The organism is Kitasatospora sp. NPDC001309 (assembly GCF_042896295.1).
Classification (GTDB): Bacteria; Actinomycetota; Actinomycetes; order Streptomycetales; family Streptomycetaceae; genus Kitasatospora.
Genome location: NZ_JBIAXC010000062.1, coordinates 1 through 16,416, shown reverse-complemented (window position 1 = coordinate 16,416; position 16,416 = coordinate 1). Strand labels below are relative to the sequence as shown.

The following is a 16,416-nucleotide window of genomic DNA, read 5'->3' as shown; positions in this document are numbered from 1 at the left end:
GGGTGGGTGGACGCGGTTCAGGCGGCCCGGCCGACCAGCTGGTCGGCGAGCTTCACCAGGCGCTTCTGCGAGCGCTCCTCCTGGGCGGCCTGGGCCGTCGGCGCGGCGACGCCGCCGTCGTAGTAGGCGCCGTTGGCGATCTCGGCATCCGGCAGGCAGAGCCGGACCACGGCCGCCGCGCCCTCCGCCGCCGGTGCGCCGACCCGCCCGTAGAGCGGCAGCAGCGCCGTGTCGCACAGGCCCGGGTTGAGGCTGACGGCGGTGACGCCGGAGCCGGCCGGCGCCATCTCGGCGGTCGCCATGGTGAGCGCCAGCTGCGACTGGGCGTACGCGGCGACCCGGGAGTACTTCTTCACCCGGTGCGGGTCCGACCAGTTCATCGACGCGGTGCGGTGCAGGGAGGAGGACACGTTGACGATCCGGGCGTCCCCGGCGGCCGAGAGCGGGGCCCGGAGCAGCTTGGCCAGCAGGTGCGCGGCCAGGAAGTTGACCTGCAGGGAGAGCTCGTTGCCGTCGTCGGTCAGGGTGCAGCGCTCGGGCGCCATCACGGCGGCGTTGTTCACCAGCAGGTCCAGCGCCGGGTAGTGCTTGACGACCGTGCCGGCCAGCACCGCGACCTCCGCCAGCCGGGTGAAGTCGGCGGCCAGCTCGACGAGTTGGTCACGGCGGGCGCCGGCGGCGATCAGCCGGTCGACGGCGTCCTCCGCCTCGGCGGCGGTGCGGGCGTGCACCAGGACGTTCGCGCCCCGCCCGGCGAGCAGCCGGGCGGTCTCCCAACCGATGCCGGAGGAGGCGCCGGTGACAAGGGCGGTACGGGCGGACAGAACGGTGTCGGACATGACCCATCCAAGGGTGCTGGGCACCGGCGGGGTACGGCGACGGGGCGGCGCGCGGCCGCCCGCGCCGGGGCCGCCGGTGCGAGAAGGAGTGTGGTGCGAGAAAGGTGTACTGCGGAGACGACCGCCCACCCCCGCCCCGGAGCCGAACGGGGCGGAGGACGGGCGGCGGTGATCGGCACGGGCTCGGCGGGACTGCCCCGGGCCCGTACGCGCGGCCGGTGACCGGCGGGAAGGAGCTCGGTACTACCGGACGGCAGTGGCGACCGCGACCGCGACGACGAACCGCGGCCGGCTATGCGGCGGGCGGTCGTGGTGGCGGGTCGAGCGGTGCATGCCGTCCATCAAAGCCCGCGCCGATGCCCGGGGCAAGCTCCGTCACCCGCCCTGACGAACTCCTGACGCCTCCCTGACGCGGGCCCGGCTGACGGCGGGCCCGGCGGCGCTCCGGGGGGTGGTGCGGGGAACTGAACGGCCCGCGCCCCGGGGTGGCGGGGCGCGGGCCTTCGGTGGTGGTTCAGTGGTGGTTCAGCGGTGTCTCAGCGGTGATCGGTCCGGCGTCAACGGCCCTGGAGCGACCTGGCGTTGTCCCCGAAGGTCCAGCCCTTCGAGCCGTCCCAGTTGAGCGACCAGGTCATCAGGCCCTTCAAGGCGCCGCCGAAGTTGCCCCAGGCCTGGCCGACCGAGCCCGGGTCCAGGTAGCCGCCGCCGGCACCCGGCTGGGCCGGGAGGCCGGGCACCTGCTTGTCGTAGGGCACCTTGACGGTGGTGCCCTGGATGGTGAGGCCGTTGTTCAGGCAGGTGGTCTGGACGGTGAAGCCCTGCACCGTACCGGCCTGGTAGGAGTCTCCGGAGCAGCCGTACATGCTGCCGTTGTAGTACTGCATGTTCAGCCACCACAGCCGGCCGTTGTCGGCGTACTTCTTGATGATCGGCAGGTAGGCGCCCCAGATGGAGCCGTAGGTGACGCTCCCGCCGGTGACGTACGCGGTCTCGGGGGCCATGGTGAGGCCGAAGCCGGCGGGCATCTGGGCCAGCACGCCGTCGATGATGCGCATCAGGTTGGCCTGGGAGGCGGAGGGCGTCTTGATGTCGCCGCTGCCGGAGAGGCCGGTCTCGATGTCGATGTCGATCCCGTCGAAGTTGTACTTCTTGAGGATCGGGACGACGGTCGCCACGAAGCGGTCGGCGACGGTGCTGGAGCTCAGGTCGATGCCGGCGGCGGCACCGCCGATGGACATCAGGATCGTCGCCCCGGCCGCCTTGGCCTGGCACATCTCGGCGGGGGTGGAGACCTTGACGTTGGCGTCCATGCCGTCCTGCCACTGCACGGTGCCGTCGGAGAGGATCACCGGGAAGGCGGCGTTGATCACGTTGTAGCCGTGCGCGGCGATCCGGCTGTCGGTGATGGGCACCCAGCCCAGGCCCGGGTGGACGCCGTTGGCGGCGCCGTCCCAGTTCTCCCAGTAGCCCTGGAGGACCTTGCCCGTGGGCCGGGGCTTGGTCGGGCAGGTGTCGCCGCCCGGCGGGGTGGTGGGAGGCGTCGTGGGCGGGGTGGTGGGGGGCGTGGTCGGAGGCGTGGTGGGAGGCGTGGTCGGCGGGGTCGTGGGAGGCGTCGTGGGCGGCGTGGTCGGCGGGGTGGTGGGCGGCGTGGAGCTGCTGCCGCCGGGGCCGGTGAGCGACACGTCGTCCGCGTAGTAGGCGGGCTGCCCGTACCAGCCGTGCAGGTAGACCGTCACCGAGGTGGTGCCGGGCCCGGTGGTGAAGTTGACGCTGAGCTGCCCGTAGGAGGCGTTGCCGGGCGCCCAGGTGGACGGGTCGCTGCCGCCGGTGCCGCTGGCGCCCAGGTAGACGTAGCTGCCCTGGACGTAGGCGCTCAGCGTGTACGCGGAGTTGGGCTGCACGCTGATGGTCTGGGAGCACTGGGCGGTGTCCTGGCCGGTCGGCGTGGATCGGAGGGCGGCGCTGCCGGAGTGCACCGGGCTGCCGACCACCGCCGCCGTGCCGGGCGAACAGGTCCAGTTGGAGAGTCCGCTCTCGAAGCCGGGGTTGGCCACCAGGTTGGGGGTCGCGGCGCCGGCGGTGACGGAGCCGGTCACCGCGATGCCGGCGCCGACCAGGGCGGCCGTCCCGACCACGGCGAGGGAGCGGACCAGCGCGCTCGGACGGTGCTGGGCGGCCCGGGGTGTGGGCCGCGACGCGCGTTCCAGACCCGTCCGGCGCGGCTCCCCGCCGGGACGGCCGGCCTCCGGAGCGGGGTGGGAACCGCCCGACGGGCGTGGGGTTCGGGACCTCCGACGGAACATGCTGTGCTCCCTTCCGACCGGGGCGCCAGGGACGTGACCGACGCGTGGGGGCGTGACGCCCGGCCGTGGGTGAGGTGGGGGACATGTGGGGCTGTGCCGGACCGGATCGTAGGAGGGGAGCCGGAGTTGGTCAATAGGTCTGGACCATTAAGGTCTGGACCACTCACGGTTTGAGCCACCCGGACGGCCGCCCGTCCACCACCCCGGCCCGCCGCCCCGGGCCGCCGGGGTCCGATCGGACCAACCGCCGGCCGGCCGCGGGAACGCCCGGTCCGGCCCCGGCCCCGGGGCGGAGTGGATTTGACGCACGATCATGCCGCGGGTGACGGTTGCCGGAACCCGTTCACCACGCCGCGGAATGCAGGGGTGCCAGATGCACGAGCTGATCCTCCGTCACGCCTCGGAGCAGCCGGACCGGGCGGCCTTCACCGACTCCGGCGGTGCGGTGAGCTACGGCGACCTCGCCCGCCGCACGGCCCTGGTGGCCGGCAACCTCCGGGTCGAGCGCGGCAGTCGGGTCGCGCTCCAGCTGTCCGGCGGGGTGCCCGCGATCACCGCCACCCTCGGCGTCACCCGCGCCGCCGCCGTCGGTGTGCCGATCGACCCGCGGCTCGGCGACGACGAGCTCCGGTTCCGCCTGGCCGACGGCGGCGCCGACCTGGTGGTCACCGACCGCGCCCACCTGGCGCAGGCCCGCCGGGTCGCCGGGGTCCGGGTGGTGACCGTGGACGAGCTGCTCTCCCCCACCGGCGCCCCGCCCCGCGACGACCTCGCTCCGGACGAGCCCGCCTGGCTGCACCACACCTCGGGAACGAGCGGGGACCCGAAGGGCGTGCTGTCGACGCAGCGGGCCTGGCTCCGGTCGGCCGACCACGCCTACCGCGGCCTGCTGGGCATGTCCGCCGAGGACCACCTGCTGTGGCCGCTGCCGCTGTTCCACGCCTTCGGGCACTCGATGTGCGTGGTGGGCGTGCTGGCCCTGGGCGCGAGCGCCCACGTGATGGACCGCTTCACCCCGGAGGCGGCCGCCGGGCTGCTCCGCCGGACGCCCTTCACCGCACTGGGCGGCGTGCCCGCGGTCTTCGCCCAACTCCTGGACGCCGGGGCCCGGTTGCCGCCGCTCTGCCTGTCGGCCGGCGCCCCGCTGCCGGCGGAGCTGCGCGAGCGGTTCCGCCGGGTGTCCGGCCACGAGCTGCACGACGGGTACGGCAGCACGGAGGCCTCCGGGAAGGTCGCCGTCGACGGCGTCGTGCTGCCCGGGATCGAGACCCGGTTCGTCGACGGGGAGATCCGGCTGCGGTTGCCCGGCGCCGTCGACTGGCAGGCCACCGGGGACCTCGGCCGGGAGGAGGGCGGCCGGCTGGTGGTGACCGGTCGGGCGAGCGAGATCATCATCCGGGGCGGGGAGAACGTCCACCCCGCCGAGATCGAACAGGTGCTGGCCCGCTGCCCGGACGTCCGGGCAGCGGCCGTGGCGGGCGAACCCGACCCGGTGCTCGGGGAGGTACCGGTCGGCTACGTCGTCGGCGCGGTGGATCCGGCGGCGGTCCTGGCCTTCTGCCGCCGGCACCTGCCCCCGCACCGGGTGCCGGCGGCGATCCGCCCGGTCAGCCGCATCCCGCAGACCTCCTCCGGCAAGCCGGCCCGGCGCCGACTGCGGTTCCAGTACGTGCTGGACCTGGTCCGCCGGGAGACCGAGGGGATCACCGGCCGGGCACCGGAGGTGGACCAGCCGTTCGCCGAGGCCGGTCTGGACTCGCTCGGCACCGTACGGCTGCGGGAGCGGCTGGGCAGCGCGCTCGGGGTCTCGCTGCGCCCGTCGCTGGTGTTCGACCACCCCACGCCCCGCGCGATGGCGGACCACCTGACCGGCGGGGCCACCGACGCGCCGCCCCCCGCGCGCGGGGCCACCGAGCCGGTCGCGATCGTCGGGATGGCCTGCCGCTACCCCGGCGGGATCGCCGGCCCCGAGGACCTGTGGCGGGTGGTCGCCGCCGGCCGGGACACCGTCACGGACTTCCCCACGGACCGGGGCTGGCCCCTCGACGAGCTGTTCCACCCCGACCCCGACCACGTCGGCACCAGCTACGTCACCCGCGGCGGCTTCCTCGCCGACGCGGCCGACTTCGACGCCGCGTTCTTCCGGATGTCACCGCGGGAGGCGCTGGCCACCGACCCCCAGCACCGGCTGCTGCTGGAGACGGCCTGGGAGGCCGTCGAACGGGCGGGCATCGCCCCCGAGTCGCTGCGCGGCAGCAGCACGGGCGTGTACGTGGGCCTGATGTACGACGACTACGCCGGCCGGTTCCGGGGCACCGACCACGAGCTCCTGCCCCAGATCGCGCTGGGGTCGGCGGGCAGCATGGCCTCCGGGCGGATCGCCTACGGCCTGGGCCTGCACGGGCCGGCCCTCACCCTGGACACGGCCTGCTCCTCCTCCCTGGTGACCCTGCACCTCGCGGCGGACGCGCTGCGCGGCGGGCAGTGCGACCTGGCCCTGGCCGGGGGTGCCACGGTCATGGCGAGCCCGGACAGCTTCGTCGCGTTCAGCCGCCAGCGCGGCCTCGCCCCGGACGGGCGGGTGAAGCCGTTCTCCGCGGCCGCCGACGGCACCGTCTGGTCGGAGGGGGTGGGGCTGCTGCTCCTGGAGCGGGTCGAGGACGCGGTGCGCAACGGCCACCCGGTCCTGGCCCTGCTGCGCGGCTCGGCGGTCAACCAGGACGGGGCGTCCAACGGACTCACCGCGCCCAGCGGCCCCGCCCAGGCCGCGGTGATCCAGCAGGCACTGGCCGACGCCGGACTGACCGGCGCCGACGTGGACGTGGTCGAGGCCCACGGCACCGGAACCGCCCTGGGCGACCCGGTCGAGGCGGCCGCGCTGCTCGCCACCTACGGCCAGGCCCGGCCGGATCCGGTGCTGGTCGGCACCGTCAAGTCCAACCTCGGGCACACCCAGGCCGCCGCCGGGGTCGCCGGGGTGATCAAGACCGTGATGGCGATGCGCCACCGGACGGTGCCCGCCACCCTGCACGTGGGCGAACCCTCCCGCGAGGTCGACTGGACCGCCGGCCGGCTCCGGCTGGTCACCGAGCCGACCCCCTGGCCGGCCCGGGACCGTCCGCGCCGTGGCGCGGTGTCGGCGTTCGGGATCTCCGGGACCAACGCGCACGTGATCGTCGAGGAGTACGAGCAGCTGCGGACGGCCTACCTCTTCCCCGGGGAGGGGGCGCAGAAGCCGGGGATGGGGCGGGAGTCGGCCGCCGGGCACCCCGTGTTCGCCGCGGCCTTCGAGGAGGCCTGCGCCCATCTGGACCCGGCGCTGCGGGAGGCCCTCGACACCGAGCTGGTGCACCGCACCGACTTCGCCCAGGCGGCCCTGTTCGCCTACGAGGTCGCGATGTTCCGTCTGCTGGAGTCCTGGGGCTACCACCCGGACGCCCTGATCGGGCACTCCGCCGGGCAGATCGCGGCCGCCCACCTGGCGGGCGTCCTGTCGCTGCCCGACGCCGCGCGGCTGGTCACCGCCCGCGGCCGGCTGCTGCTCACCGTCGGCCACGCCGTCCACTCCCCCCTGACGGACCCCCAGCTGGCGGAGTTCGCGCGGGTGGCGGAGGGCCTGACGTACCGTCCCCCGGCGATCCCGGTGATCGGCGCCCGCCCGGACGACCCGGCCCACTGGGTGCGGCACCTGCGCGAGCCGGTCCGCTTCGCCGACCAGGTGGCCGCGGTCGGGGGCGCCACCCTGGTCGAACTCGGCCCGGGCAGCACGCTGGGTGCGCTCGTCGAGGGCGTCGTCCCCACCGCCGACCCCGAGCGGGCGGCGGCCCGACTGCGGGGCACCCGGGCCTTCCGGCGCCGGCGCTACTGGCTCGACCCCGGCGCCGAGCACCCGCTGGTCGGGTCGACCGTCGTCGTCCCCGGATCCGGCGAGGTGGTGTGCGTCGCCGACCTCAGCCCCGCCTGGCTGCTCGACCACGTCGTGGACGGGACGGCGCTGGTGCCCGCCACGGCCGTGCTGGAACTGGTCCTGCACGCCGGCGAGCGGGCCGGGTGCACCGGCATCGACGAGCTGGTGCTGCACACCGCGATGCCCCTGCCCCGGACCAGGCGGGCCGAGATCGTCGTCCGTCCCGAAGCGCCGGACGGCACCCGGGCGTTCGAGGTGTACGCGAACGGGGTCCGCTGCGCCGACGGCCGGCTCCACGCACGGCCGGCCCCGCAGGTGGAGACCGGCGAGTGGCCCCCGCCGGGCGCCGAGGAACTCGACGTCGAACACGCCGACTACGGCCCGGCGTTCCGCGGGCTGAGCCGCCTGTGGCGGCGCGGCGACGAGCTCTTCGGCGAGGTCCGCGGCGACTTCCCCGACGCCGGGCGGTACGCCCTGCACCCCGCCCTGTTCGACGCGGCCCTGCACCCGGCCCGGCTGCTCACCGGCGGGGTGCCGTTCGTCCTGCGCGGCGTGCACCTGCTGGCCCGGGGGGCCACGGCCCTGCGGGTCCGGATCCGGGCGGGGCGGATCGACCTGACCGACCGTACGGGCCGGCCGGTGGCGTGCGTCGAGTCGCTCACCGCGCGGGCGGCCGGCACCGGCCGGGGCGCCCTGTTCCGTCCGGAGTGGCGGCGGGTCACGGGGCAGCCGCGGGGGAAGCTGCTGGAGGTGCCGGCCGGGGACCCGCCCGCCGCCCTGGCGCTCGCGCTGCGGGAGCTGCAGGCCGGCCACGAGCACCTGACCGTCCTGGTGCGGCCGGGGGACCTCGCCGGAGCCGCGGTGGCCGGGCTGGTCCGGGTCGCGCAGACCGAGCACCCCGGGCGGTTCACCCTGGCCGAGGTCGCCGACGGGGAGCCGGAGACCGTCGCCGAGCGCGCCGAGCTGGTCCCGGTGGCGGGCGGCGACTCCTTCGCCTGGCGCGGGACCGTCCTGGTCACCGGCGGCGGCGCGCTGGGACGCGCGGTCGCCGGCCACCTGCGGGCCGGGGGCGTGCGCGTCGTCGTCGCCAGTCGCAGCGGCGAGACCCGGCTGGACGTCACCGACCGGGCCGCGCTGGCCGCCCTGGTCGACTCGATCGAGGACCTGCGGGCCGTCATCCACACCGCGGGCGTCCTGGACGACGGGATCCTCACCTCGATGACCCCGGAACGCCTGGCGACCGTGTGGCGCCCGAAGGCCGAAGCGGCCCGGCACCTCCACGAGCTGACCGCGCACCGGGACCTCGACGCCTTCGTGCTGTTCTCGTCGGCGGCCGGGGTGCTCGGCCACGCCGGGCAGGCCAACTACGCGGCGGCCAACAGCTACCTGGACGAACTCGCCCGCCACCGCAAGCGCCTGGGCCTGCCCGCGCTGTCGCTGGCCTGGGGCCCGTGGACGGTCGGGATGGCGGCCGACCGGTCCGCCGGTCCCGGACTGCTGCCGCTCACCCCGGCGGAGGGCGTGGCGCTCCTAGAGGCCGCGCTGGGCACCGACGAGCCGGTCCTGGTGCCGATCGCCTTCGACCGCGCCCACGACCTCGCCCGCGACCTCGCCCCCCACCCGGAGCCGCGGCGCGCACCGGAACCGGTCCGTCCGGCGGACCTGTTGGAGCTGGTGTGCGCCGAGGTCGCCGCCGTCCTGAGCTATCCGGAGGTGGACCCGGACACCCCGGTGCCCGACCTCGGTTTCGACTCGCTGACCTCGATCGAGCTGCGCAACCGGCTGGAGGAGCGAACCGGCCTGCGGCTGCCCGCCACCGTGGTGTTCGACTCCCCCACCCCGAGGGCCCTGGCCGACCAGCTGCGCCCGCCGCCGGCCCCGGGAACGCTCGCCGACCTCTACCACCGGCTGTGCGGACTGGGCCGGCACCAGGAGGCCATGCACCTGCTCGTCTCCGCCTCCTGGGCACTGCCGTCGGCGGCGGCCTTCCCGCCGGTCGCCCCGCAGCGGCTCAGCGACGGCGCGGGCCCGGCGATCGTCTGCTTCCCCGCCTTCACCTCGCCCCCCGGGGAGTACGGTCCGCTGGCCCGGCACCTGCCCGGCCTGTGGCTGCTCCCGCACCCGGGGTACCGGGGCGGCCCGGTACCGGAGGACGTGGAGGCCCTGGTGCGGACGCACGCGGCCTCGATCGAGCGGCTCGACCGGCCGGTGGTGCTGCTGGGCCGCTCCACCGGCGGCCTGGTCGCGCAGGCCGTCGCGGAGCGGGTCGGTGCCGAGGCCGTGGTGCTGCTGGACACCCACCCCGTCCGGGACGAGGGACGGCTCACCGAGCTGGCGGCCCGCACCGCGCTCCGCCTGGACGAGCCCGCGCTCGCGGCCCTGGGCGCGTACGTGCGCGTCTTCCTCGGCCGGCCGGAGGAGACGACCGTACCGACCCTGCACCTACGGCCCGGCGACATCCCGGGGGACCACTTCTCGGTGCTCGACCAGCACGTGGCGACGACGGCCGAGGCGATCCGGACCTGGCTCGCCCGGACGGTGGGCCCCGGACGGTGACCGGCCCAGGCCCTGTCCGGCCAGGCATTGTCCGGACAGGCCCTGTCCGGTCGGCCGGACAGGGCCTCCGCCGGACAGGGCCTGGCCGTCACCGGCGGGTCTCGATCCGCAGGTCGCCCATGGTCACCCGGCGGAGGTGGTCGCTCGCCAGCACCTCGTGCGGCTGGCCGAGGTCGACCGCGCCCGCCGCGTCCAGCCGGTCCAGCTGGGCGGCCGAGAACTCGACCGCCAGAGCGCCCAGGTTGTCCTCCAGCTGGGCCAGGGTGCGGGCACCGATCAGCGAGGTCGTCACCGCCGGGTTCCGCAGGGTCCAGGCCAGCGCCACCTGGGCCGGGGTGCGGCCCAGCTCGGCGGCGACCTCCCGGACGACCCCGACGACGGCGAGGTTGCGCTCGGTGAGCGTGCCCAGCGCGAGGTTGAGGCTCCTGCGGGTGCCGTCCCCCGCACCGGCGTCGGTCGCGGCCACGTCCTCCCGGCGGTACTTGCCGCTGAGCACCCCGCCGCCCAGCGGCGAGTACGGGACTACGCCCAGGCCCAGCTCGCGGGCCATCGGGATCAGGTCGCGCTCCCCCGTGCGTTCGATCAGGCTGTACTCGGTCTGCAGCGCGACCAGCGGCGACCAGCCGCGCAGGTCGGCGATCGCCTGCATCCGGGACACCTGCCAGGCCGGGGTGTTGGAGATCGCCACGTACAGCACCTTGCCCTGCCGGACCAGGTCGTCCAGCCCCCGCAGGATCTCCTCGACCGGCGTCCGGAAGTCCCAGACGTGCAGGTACAGCAGGTCGAGGTAGTCGGTGTCCAGCCTCCGCAGGCTCCCCTCCACCGAGCCGAACAGCGCCTTGCGGTGCGCGCCACCGGAGTTGGGGTCGCCCGGGCGGCGCAGCGTCGAGTACTTGGTCGCCAGCACCAGGCGCTCGCGCTCCTGGTGGGCGAACTCGCCCAGCAGGCGCTCGGAGCTGCCGTCGGTGTAGGTGTCGGCGGTGTCGAGGAGGTTGCCGCCGAGCTCGACGTAACGGTCGAACAGCTTCCGGGCCTCGTCCCGTTCGGCGCCCCAGCCCCACTCGGTGCCGAAGGTCGCCGTGCCCAGGGCCAGCGGTGAGACCCGCAGCCCCGACCGGCCCAGCAGCCGGTAGTCGTCGAGGGTCAGTGCCATCAGGTTCTCCTGCGGTCGTGATCGGTTTGTCGGGACCGAGTCTGTGGCGGCGGCGGGCCGGGGGTAAGGGAAGGCCCTTCCTGGGAAGGCCAGTCCCACCCTCACGGTTGGACCGGCCATGACGACCCGAACCGTGGACACCACCCGGACCACCTGGACCACCCAGGCCACCCAGACCACCCAGGAGCTGGCCGCCTTCCTGCGGAGCCGACGCGAACGCTCCGCGCCGGACCGGCCGGACCTGCCGTCGCGCCGAAGGTCCCGGCGGACACCGGGGCTGCGCCGCGAGGAGGTCGCCGAACTCGCCGGGGTCAGCACCGACTACGTGGTCCGGCTGGAGCAGGGCCGCGGGCTGCGGCCCTCGGCGGAGGTCCTGGCCGCGCTGGCCCGGGCCCTGCGCCTGGACCCCGGCGAACGCGACTACCTCTTCGACCTGGCCGGACGGCGCCGCCCCGGCCGTACCGACGGGCCCGCCCCCGGCGCGGCGCCGTCGCTGGCCCACCTGGTCGACGAGCTCTCGCCGCTACCGGCCATGCTGCTGGACCACCGCTACGACATCCTGGCCTGGAACCCCGAGCTGGCCCGGCTGCTCCCGGGCTTCGACACCCCGTCGCCGGTCCGGCGCAACGCGATGCGGCTCTGCCTGCTGCACCCGGCGATGCGCGGCTTCTACGCCGACCGCGAGGGTGCGCTGCGGGACGGGGTCGCCCACCTGCGGGCGGCGTGGGCCGCGCACCCGCAGGACCGGGCGCTGACCGACCTCATCGCCGAATTCACCACCCAGGACGAGGACTTCGCCCGCCTGTGGTCCGAGCGGGAGGTCCGCGTCAACGGACGCGGCCGCAAACTGCTGCGGCATCCGGTCGTCGGGGCGATCGCCGTCGACTTCGAGGTGCTGCTGCCGCTGGAGGACCCGGAGCTGCGGCTCCTGATCTACCGCGCCGCGGACGAGGAGAGCCGCGCCGCCCTGGACCGGCTGTGCGCGCGGTGACAGCGGCTCGGGGGGCGGCGGCCCGGTGACAGCGGCCCCGGGGGGCGGCGGCCCGGGGCGGCGGCCCGGGGGCGGTCGGTCAGTCCCGTCGTCCGCGCAGGAGCCGGGCGCCGAGGCCCAGGCGGGTGGTGGCCGCCCCCGCGCACCCGCCGATCAGGATCGCGGGCCAGGGGCCGGCCCCCAGCCCGCGGCAGACCAGCGTGGTGGCGACCAGTGCGACCAGGAGCACCGCCAGGTCCACGGCGGCGGCTCGGCGGTCCCTGCGTCCTGTCGGCGACATGTCCGCCCTTGCGTTGGAGGTGTGACCTGCGGTCGGTGACATCCAGGACCTTAAAGAGTTTGCAAAGTCCAGGCAAGTGAAGGAGGGATGAGCGGGGGCAGGGCGGGCCAGGACCGCCCCACTCCCGCAGGGACAAGAAGTGTGATGTTCAAATGTCTGATGTTTGGCTATGGTGCTCCCATGACACGCATCAAGACACCGCGTCGGACGGCGAGCCTGTCCGCGCAACTCGTGGACAGCCTGCGCTCGCACATCGAGGCCGGCGGCTGGCCGGTGGGCACCCGGATCCCGTCGGAGCAGGCCCTCATCGAGGAACTCGGGGTCGGCCGCAGCACCCTGCGGGAGGCGATCGGGGCGCTCGTGCACCTCGGACTGCTGGAGGCCCGGGCGGGGGACGGCACCTATGTCCGCTCGTCGAGCGAGCTCCAGGCGGTCATGCTGCGCCGGGCCGGTACCGCCCAGCGCGCGAACGTCCTCGAACTGCGGACCGTACTGGAGGAGTACGCCTCGGGGGCCGCCGCCCTGCGCCGCGACGAGGAGCAGGTGCAGCGGCTGCGGGAGCTGTTGGCCGACGCCGACGCGGCCGCCGCGGGCGGGGACCTGTCGCTGGCCGGCAGCGTGGACGCGCTGTTCCACCGGGCCGTCGTGCGGGCGAGCGGGAACGGCCTGCTGATCGAGGTGTACGACCACCTCGGCACCGCGCTCACCGCCTCCCTCGGCGGCCTGCCCTGGGACGCGGCCCACGCCGAGGAGCACGCCGGACTGCACCGGCGGCTCGTCGACGCGATCGACGGCCGGGACGAGGACGGGGCCCGCGACGCGGCCGCCGCGATCGTCCGGCTCACCCGTGACCACGAGGCCGGTGGCCGTGGAACCGGCAGCCGCACCGCCGGCGGCCACAACTCCGGTGGCCACAACTCCGGTGCGGAGGTGACGAAGTGAGCTCCCCGTCCCCCTCGGTGTCCACCGAACGCCCCACCGCCGAGGCGTCGACCCCGGACCGCACCCGCCCCGCCGTGTCGGTCGGGCTCGTCATCGGGATCTGCCTGGTCGCGGCGAACCTGCGCACCGGTCTGACCGGTGTCGGCACACTGCTCCCGGCGATCGAGCAGGACAGCGGCCTGACGTCGAGTTGGGGCGGCCTGCTGAGCACCCTCCCACTGCTGACCTTCGCCGCCACCTCCCCCCTGGTGGCCCTCGCCTCCCACCGGTTCGGCAGCGCCCGGCTGCTGGTGGCGGCACTCGGGACGCTGGCCGTCGGGACGGTGATCCGCTCGCTCCCCTCGGTGGCCTGCCTGTTCGCCGGGACGGTGGTCCTCTCCGCCGCGATCGCCTTCGGCAACGTCCTGCTGCCCGCGCTGATCCGGCGCAACGTGCCCGCCCACCGCATCCAGGGCGTCAGCGCGCTCTACGTGACGGTCATGGGCCTCACGGCCGCGCTCTCCTCCGGGATCTCCGCACCGCTGGCGCACAGCCTGCCGGGCAGCTGGCACACCGCGCTGGCCTGGGGCAGCGCCTTCACCGTCGCCGCGTTCATCGTCTGGCTGCCCCGGCTGCGGCACGACCGCCCCGGGGCGGGCACCGGCGCGACCCACTCCCCCGCGCCCTGGCGGTCCCCGCTGGCCTGGCAGGTGAGCCTGTTCATGGGCCTGCAGTCCCTGGGCTTCTACACCGCCGTCGCCTGGCTGCCCAGCATCCTGCTCCACCAGGGCGCCGACAGCACCACGGTCGGCTGGATGCTGTTCTACTACCAGGTGATCGCGCTCGCCGCGAGCAGCGCCCTTCCGCTGCTCACCCGGGGCCACCACGACCAGCGGTGGACCGCGGCCGGGGCCTCGGTCGTCGTCGCCGCCGGCTTCGCCGTCCTGCTGTCGGCCCCGGGCCTGACCGTCGTGGCCTGCACCCTGCTCGGGCTGGGCACCGGCGTGTGCCTGGTCCTGGCGCTGAGCTTCCAGAGCGAACGCGTCGGCAGCGCCGGCGAGGCGGCCGCGCTGGCGGGCATGGCACAGTCCGTCGGCTACCTCGTGGCGGCGGCCGGCCCGCTCCTGCTCGGCATCCTGCACGACGCCACCGGCAGCTGGACGCTCCCCCTCGGGCTCCTGGCCGTCCTGAGCACCGCGATGGCGGCCGTCGGGTACGGCGCGGGCCAGGACCGCCACGTGAGGCCGCCCGCCCGCTGAGCCCGGCGCTCCCGGCTCAGAGGAGGACCACTCCCGCCACGGTCGTGGCCACCAGGACCACGATCATCATCGCGTGGTACAGCACGCCCCGCTCCGCCGAGCGCTGCCCGGCGGACCGGTCCAGCATGAACACGGCCGGATCCGCAGGATCATGATGGACCGTCAGTTCCAGGCCGTACGTCCGGGGCGGGCCCGGGAGATCGTTCCGGCAGTGCGCCGTGACGACCGTGCCGTCCCGGGTGGTGAAGGACAGCACCGGGGTGATGGTGGTCGAGGTGTCGCCGTCCTCGTCGACGCTGACGTCCCTGAGCACCGCGACGACCCGGCCGGGCACCGCCTCCAGCGCCGCCAGCCTGGTGATCCGGTCGGCCTTCTCCCGTACCGCTCGCGGGAGCAGGACGATCCCGGCGACGGCCCACGGGCCGGCCACACCGATCAGGGCCCACGGCCACCCCCAGCGGACGGCGGCCAACGCCACCAGCCCGGCACAGACCAGGAAGAGCGCGAGGCCCGGCCGACCCAGCCCGCGGCCGGGTTCCTCGTCGACGGGAGAGAACCGGTAGGCGTGCGGGCGGCCCGGCGGGTACCCGATGCCGAGCTCCCGGCCCTCCCACGCGACGGTGATCATCTCGCCGCGCTCGCCGTCGTTGGTGACCTCGACCTCCTCACCCGAGACCGGGTCCCGGTAGCGGACGACCACCGGGATCCCGCCCTTGCCCGAGCCACCGTGCCGGGGCTCGGTCACCCGGACGATCCGCCCCGTCAGCCGGACCTTCCGCTGGTCCGCGGTCACCCCGGCCAGCGACCTGACCAGCCCGACCAGGGCCACCACGGCCCACAGCCCGCACCAGAGCAGCAGGATCTCGTCCCACCCCATCGCACTCCTCCTCCGTCCGTACCGGTCAGCCGCCGTTGCGCCGCAGCACCTGGCCCCGGCCGTCCGCCTCCAGCGTCGCGGAGCCGCTCTCGCCGGTCACCACGATCCTGAGCGTCAGCGCGCCGGTGGTCCCGTCGGCGGTCAGCTGCCAGCTCTTCGGAGCCTTGACGCCGAGGGTGCTCCGGGCCTCCTCCACCAGGCCGGGGATCCGCTCGTAAGGAAGCGAGCGCGGATCGAACCCGGGACCCTTCCCCGCACCCGGGGCACCGGCACCCGGGACACCGTCGGCCGGGTTGAGGACCACCGTCAGCTGACGGTCCTGCACGACGACGGCGAGTGCCTGGCGCGGCTCGCCACCCGGGGTCAACGACTCGACGGCCTTGCGCAGTTCGCCCTGGTCCAGCATGGACTGCCCCGGGCCGAGGGCGACCGTGCCGGTCGCCGAGGTCACGGTGATCGTGGCGGACGAGGATTCCGAGGAGGAGGATTCCGAGGAGGAGGTGACGGCCGGCCGGGCCGTGCCGGTCCCGTCCTCGACCACGGCGAACAGCTCGGTGTGGAACGGCAGCAGCACGGCGCCCACGCCCAGCAGCAGGCCGAGGACGGTCAGCAGGCAACCCGCACAGCCCGGCCCGCTCTCCTCCCGCATCGCCGGGCCGGGCACCGAGTCCAACCTGGCCCCGGCCACGCGCCGTTCCCACTCCGGCGTGGGCCGCTTCACGATCCGCGCCTTCCACGGCCGGTCCGGCGGGTACTCCACCACCACGATCCCGCCCGGCCGGTAGTCGGGGAGTTCGACGAGGTTGATCTCCTGCCGGATCCCCACCCGGAACCCGGGCGCGCCGTCCGGCACCACGCTCAGCTCGAACTGCACCGGGACGTCACTGCTCTCGCCCCTGACCGCCTCCCGCTCCTCGATCAGCGCCAGCGCCCGTACCGGCACGGCCGCCGCCTCCCGGCCCCAGCGCGGCAGCGAGGCGAGGAACGCCACCAGCCCGTAGGCCGCCGGCAGTGCGAGCGACAGGACGATCAACGAGGTCCGCCCGAGCACGCAGCCGCTGACGAACCCGGCCAGCGACGCCCCGATCACGGCACCGGTGAGCAGGCCCAGGGCGAGTTTGGACGGCGTGTTCGGCGAGGGCGGTCCGCCCGCGGCTGTCGTCATGCGGCAGATTGTGCACGTCCCGGGCAACCGCCGACAGTCCCGCGGGTACCCGGAACGGTCACAAGCCGATCACAACTCCCGCACCGCCTTCCCCTCTTGACCTCGGCGGTCCCGGCGGACCTGGTCCGCCGGGGCCCCCGAGGCCGCCGGCACCGGTCCGCTGGC

At 75.2% G+C, this 16,416-nt stretch carries 10 protein-coding genes; 4 read left to right on the top strand and 6 right to left on the bottom strand.

Annotation, left to right across the window (positions count from 1 at the left end; all coding sequences use genetic code 11):
- Window positions 1-17: 17 nt before the first annotated feature.
- Window positions 18-839 carry an SDR family NAD(P)-dependent oxidoreductase gene (locus ACFY2K_RS38900; RefSeq protein WP_380523741.1) on the bottom strand — a complete coding sequence of 274 codons (822 nt, stop codon included), beginning with the start codon at window positions 837-839 and terminating at the stop codon, window positions 18-20.
- 557 nt (window positions 840-1,396) lie between these two features.
- The gene (locus ACFY2K_RS38895) at window positions 1,397-3,142 is read right to left on the bottom strand and encodes a carbohydrate binding domain-containing protein (protein WP_387717360.1); all 1,746 of its coding nucleotides are present in this window, start codon (window positions 3,140-3,142) and stop codon (window positions 1,397-1,399) included.
- Window positions 3,143-3,515: 373 nt separating this feature from the next.
- On the opposite strand from ACFY2K_RS38895, the gene ACFY2K_RS38890 reads away from it, so the two are divergent.
- Window positions 3,516-9,605, top strand: coding sequence for a beta-ketoacyl synthase N-terminal-like domain-containing protein (locus tag ACFY2K_RS38890; RefSeq protein WP_387717358.1), 6,090 nt, complete (start codon window positions 3,516-3,518; stop codon window positions 9,603-9,605).
- 88 nt (window positions 9,606-9,693) lie between these two features.
- Here the strand turns inward: ACFY2K_RS38890 and ACFY2K_RS38885 are convergent, their stop codons facing one another.
- A complete protein-coding gene (locus ACFY2K_RS38885; RefSeq protein ID WP_387717356.1) occupies window positions 9,694-10,758 on the bottom strand; it encodes an aldo/keto reductase in 1,065 nt (354 codons plus the stop codon).
- Between the two features lie 118 nt (window positions 10,759-10,876).
- Here ACFY2K_RS38885 and ACFY2K_RS38880 point away from each other — a divergent pair, with 118 nt between their 5' ends.
- Window positions 10,877-11,749 (top strand): helix-turn-helix transcriptional regulator, encoded by an 873-nt coding sequence (locus ACFY2K_RS38880; protein WP_380593498.1) that lies wholly within the window; start codon window positions 10,877-10,879, stop codon window positions 11,747-11,749.
- Between the two features lie 79 nt (window positions 11,750-11,828).
- Here ACFY2K_RS38880 and ACFY2K_RS38875 read toward each other — a convergent pair whose 3' ends face one another.
- The gene (locus tag ACFY2K_RS38875; RefSeq protein ID WP_380523749.1) at window positions 11,829-12,029 is read right to left on the bottom strand and encodes a hypothetical protein; all 201 of its coding nucleotides are present in this window, start codon (window positions 12,027-12,029) and stop codon (window positions 11,829-11,831) included.
- Between the two features lie 180 nt (window positions 12,030-12,209).
- Here ACFY2K_RS38875 and ACFY2K_RS38870 point away from each other — a divergent pair, with 180 nt between their 5' ends.
- Together ACFY2K_RS38870 and ACFY2K_RS38865 are read left to right on the top strand one after the other, a co-directional pair.
- The gene (locus ACFY2K_RS38870; RefSeq protein ID WP_387717354.1) at window positions 12,210-12,971 is read left to right on the top strand and encodes a FadR/GntR family transcriptional regulator; all 762 of its coding nucleotides are present in this window, start codon (window positions 12,210-12,212) and stop codon (window positions 12,969-12,971) included.
- Entirely contained in the window at window positions 12,968-14,209 is a 1,242-nt protein-coding gene (locus ACFY2K_RS38865) for a CynX/NimT family MFS transporter (RefSeq protein WP_387717352.1), read from the top strand. Before ACFY2K_RS38870 ends, ACFY2K_RS38865 begins: the two co-directional genes overlap by 4 nt.
- A gap of 16 nt (window positions 14,210-14,225) precedes the next feature.
- Here the strand turns inward: ACFY2K_RS38865 and ACFY2K_RS38860 are convergent, their stop codons facing one another.
- Both ACFY2K_RS38860 and ACFY2K_RS38855 read right to left on the bottom strand, forming a co-directional pair.
- Window positions 14,226-15,086, bottom strand: a complete 861-nt coding sequence (locus ACFY2K_RS38860) for a DUF3592 domain-containing protein (RefSeq protein ID WP_387717351.1) — start codon at window positions 15,084-15,086, stop codon at window positions 14,226-14,228.
- Between the two features lie 25 nt (window positions 15,087-15,111).
- Window positions 15,112-16,251: a hypothetical protein gene (locus ACFY2K_RS38855; RefSeq protein WP_387717349.1), complete on the bottom strand. Its 1,140-nt coding sequence runs from the start codon at window positions 16,249-16,251 to the stop codon at window positions 15,112-15,114.
- Window positions 16,252-16,416 lie beyond the last annotated feature (165 nt).

What these genes read in the sequence shown, in the direction of transcription:
- ACFY2K_RS38900 (WP_380523741.1), bottom strand. Translation starts at nt 839, where the DNA reads ATGTCCGACACCGTTCTGTCCGCCCGTACCGCCCTTGTCACCGGCGCC.
- ACFY2K_RS38895 (WP_387717360.1), bottom strand. Translation starts at nt 3,142, where the DNA reads ATGTTCCGTCGGAGGTCCCGAACCCCACGCCCGTCGGGCGGTTCCCAC.
- ACFY2K_RS38890 (WP_387717358.1), top strand. Translation starts at nt 3,516, where the DNA reads ATGCACGAGCTGATCCTCCGTCACGCCTCGGAGCAGCCGGACCGGGCG.
- ACFY2K_RS38885 (WP_387717356.1), bottom strand. Translation starts at nt 10,758, where the DNA reads ATGGCACTGACCCTCGACGACTACCGGCTGCTGGGCCGGTCGGGGCTG.
- ACFY2K_RS38880 (WP_380593498.1), top strand. Translation starts at nt 10,877, where the DNA reads ATGACGACCCGAACCGTGGACACCACCCGGACCACCTGGACCACCCAG.
- ACFY2K_RS38875 (WP_380523749.1), bottom strand. Translation starts at nt 12,029, where the DNA reads ATGTCGCCGACAGGACGCAGGGACCGCCGAGCCGCCGCCGTGGACCTG.
- ACFY2K_RS38870 (WP_387717354.1), top strand. Translation starts at nt 12,210, where the DNA reads ATGACACGCATCAAGACACCGCGTCGGACGGCGAGCCTGTCCGCGCAA.
- ACFY2K_RS38860 (WP_387717351.1), bottom strand. Translation starts at nt 15,086, where the DNA reads ATGGGGTGGGACGAGATCCTGCTGCTCTGGTGCGGGCTGTGGGCCGTG.
- ACFY2K_RS38855 (WP_387717349.1), bottom strand. Translation starts at nt 16,251, where the DNA reads ATGACGACAGCCGCGGGCGGACCGCCCTCGCCGAACACGCCGTCCAAA.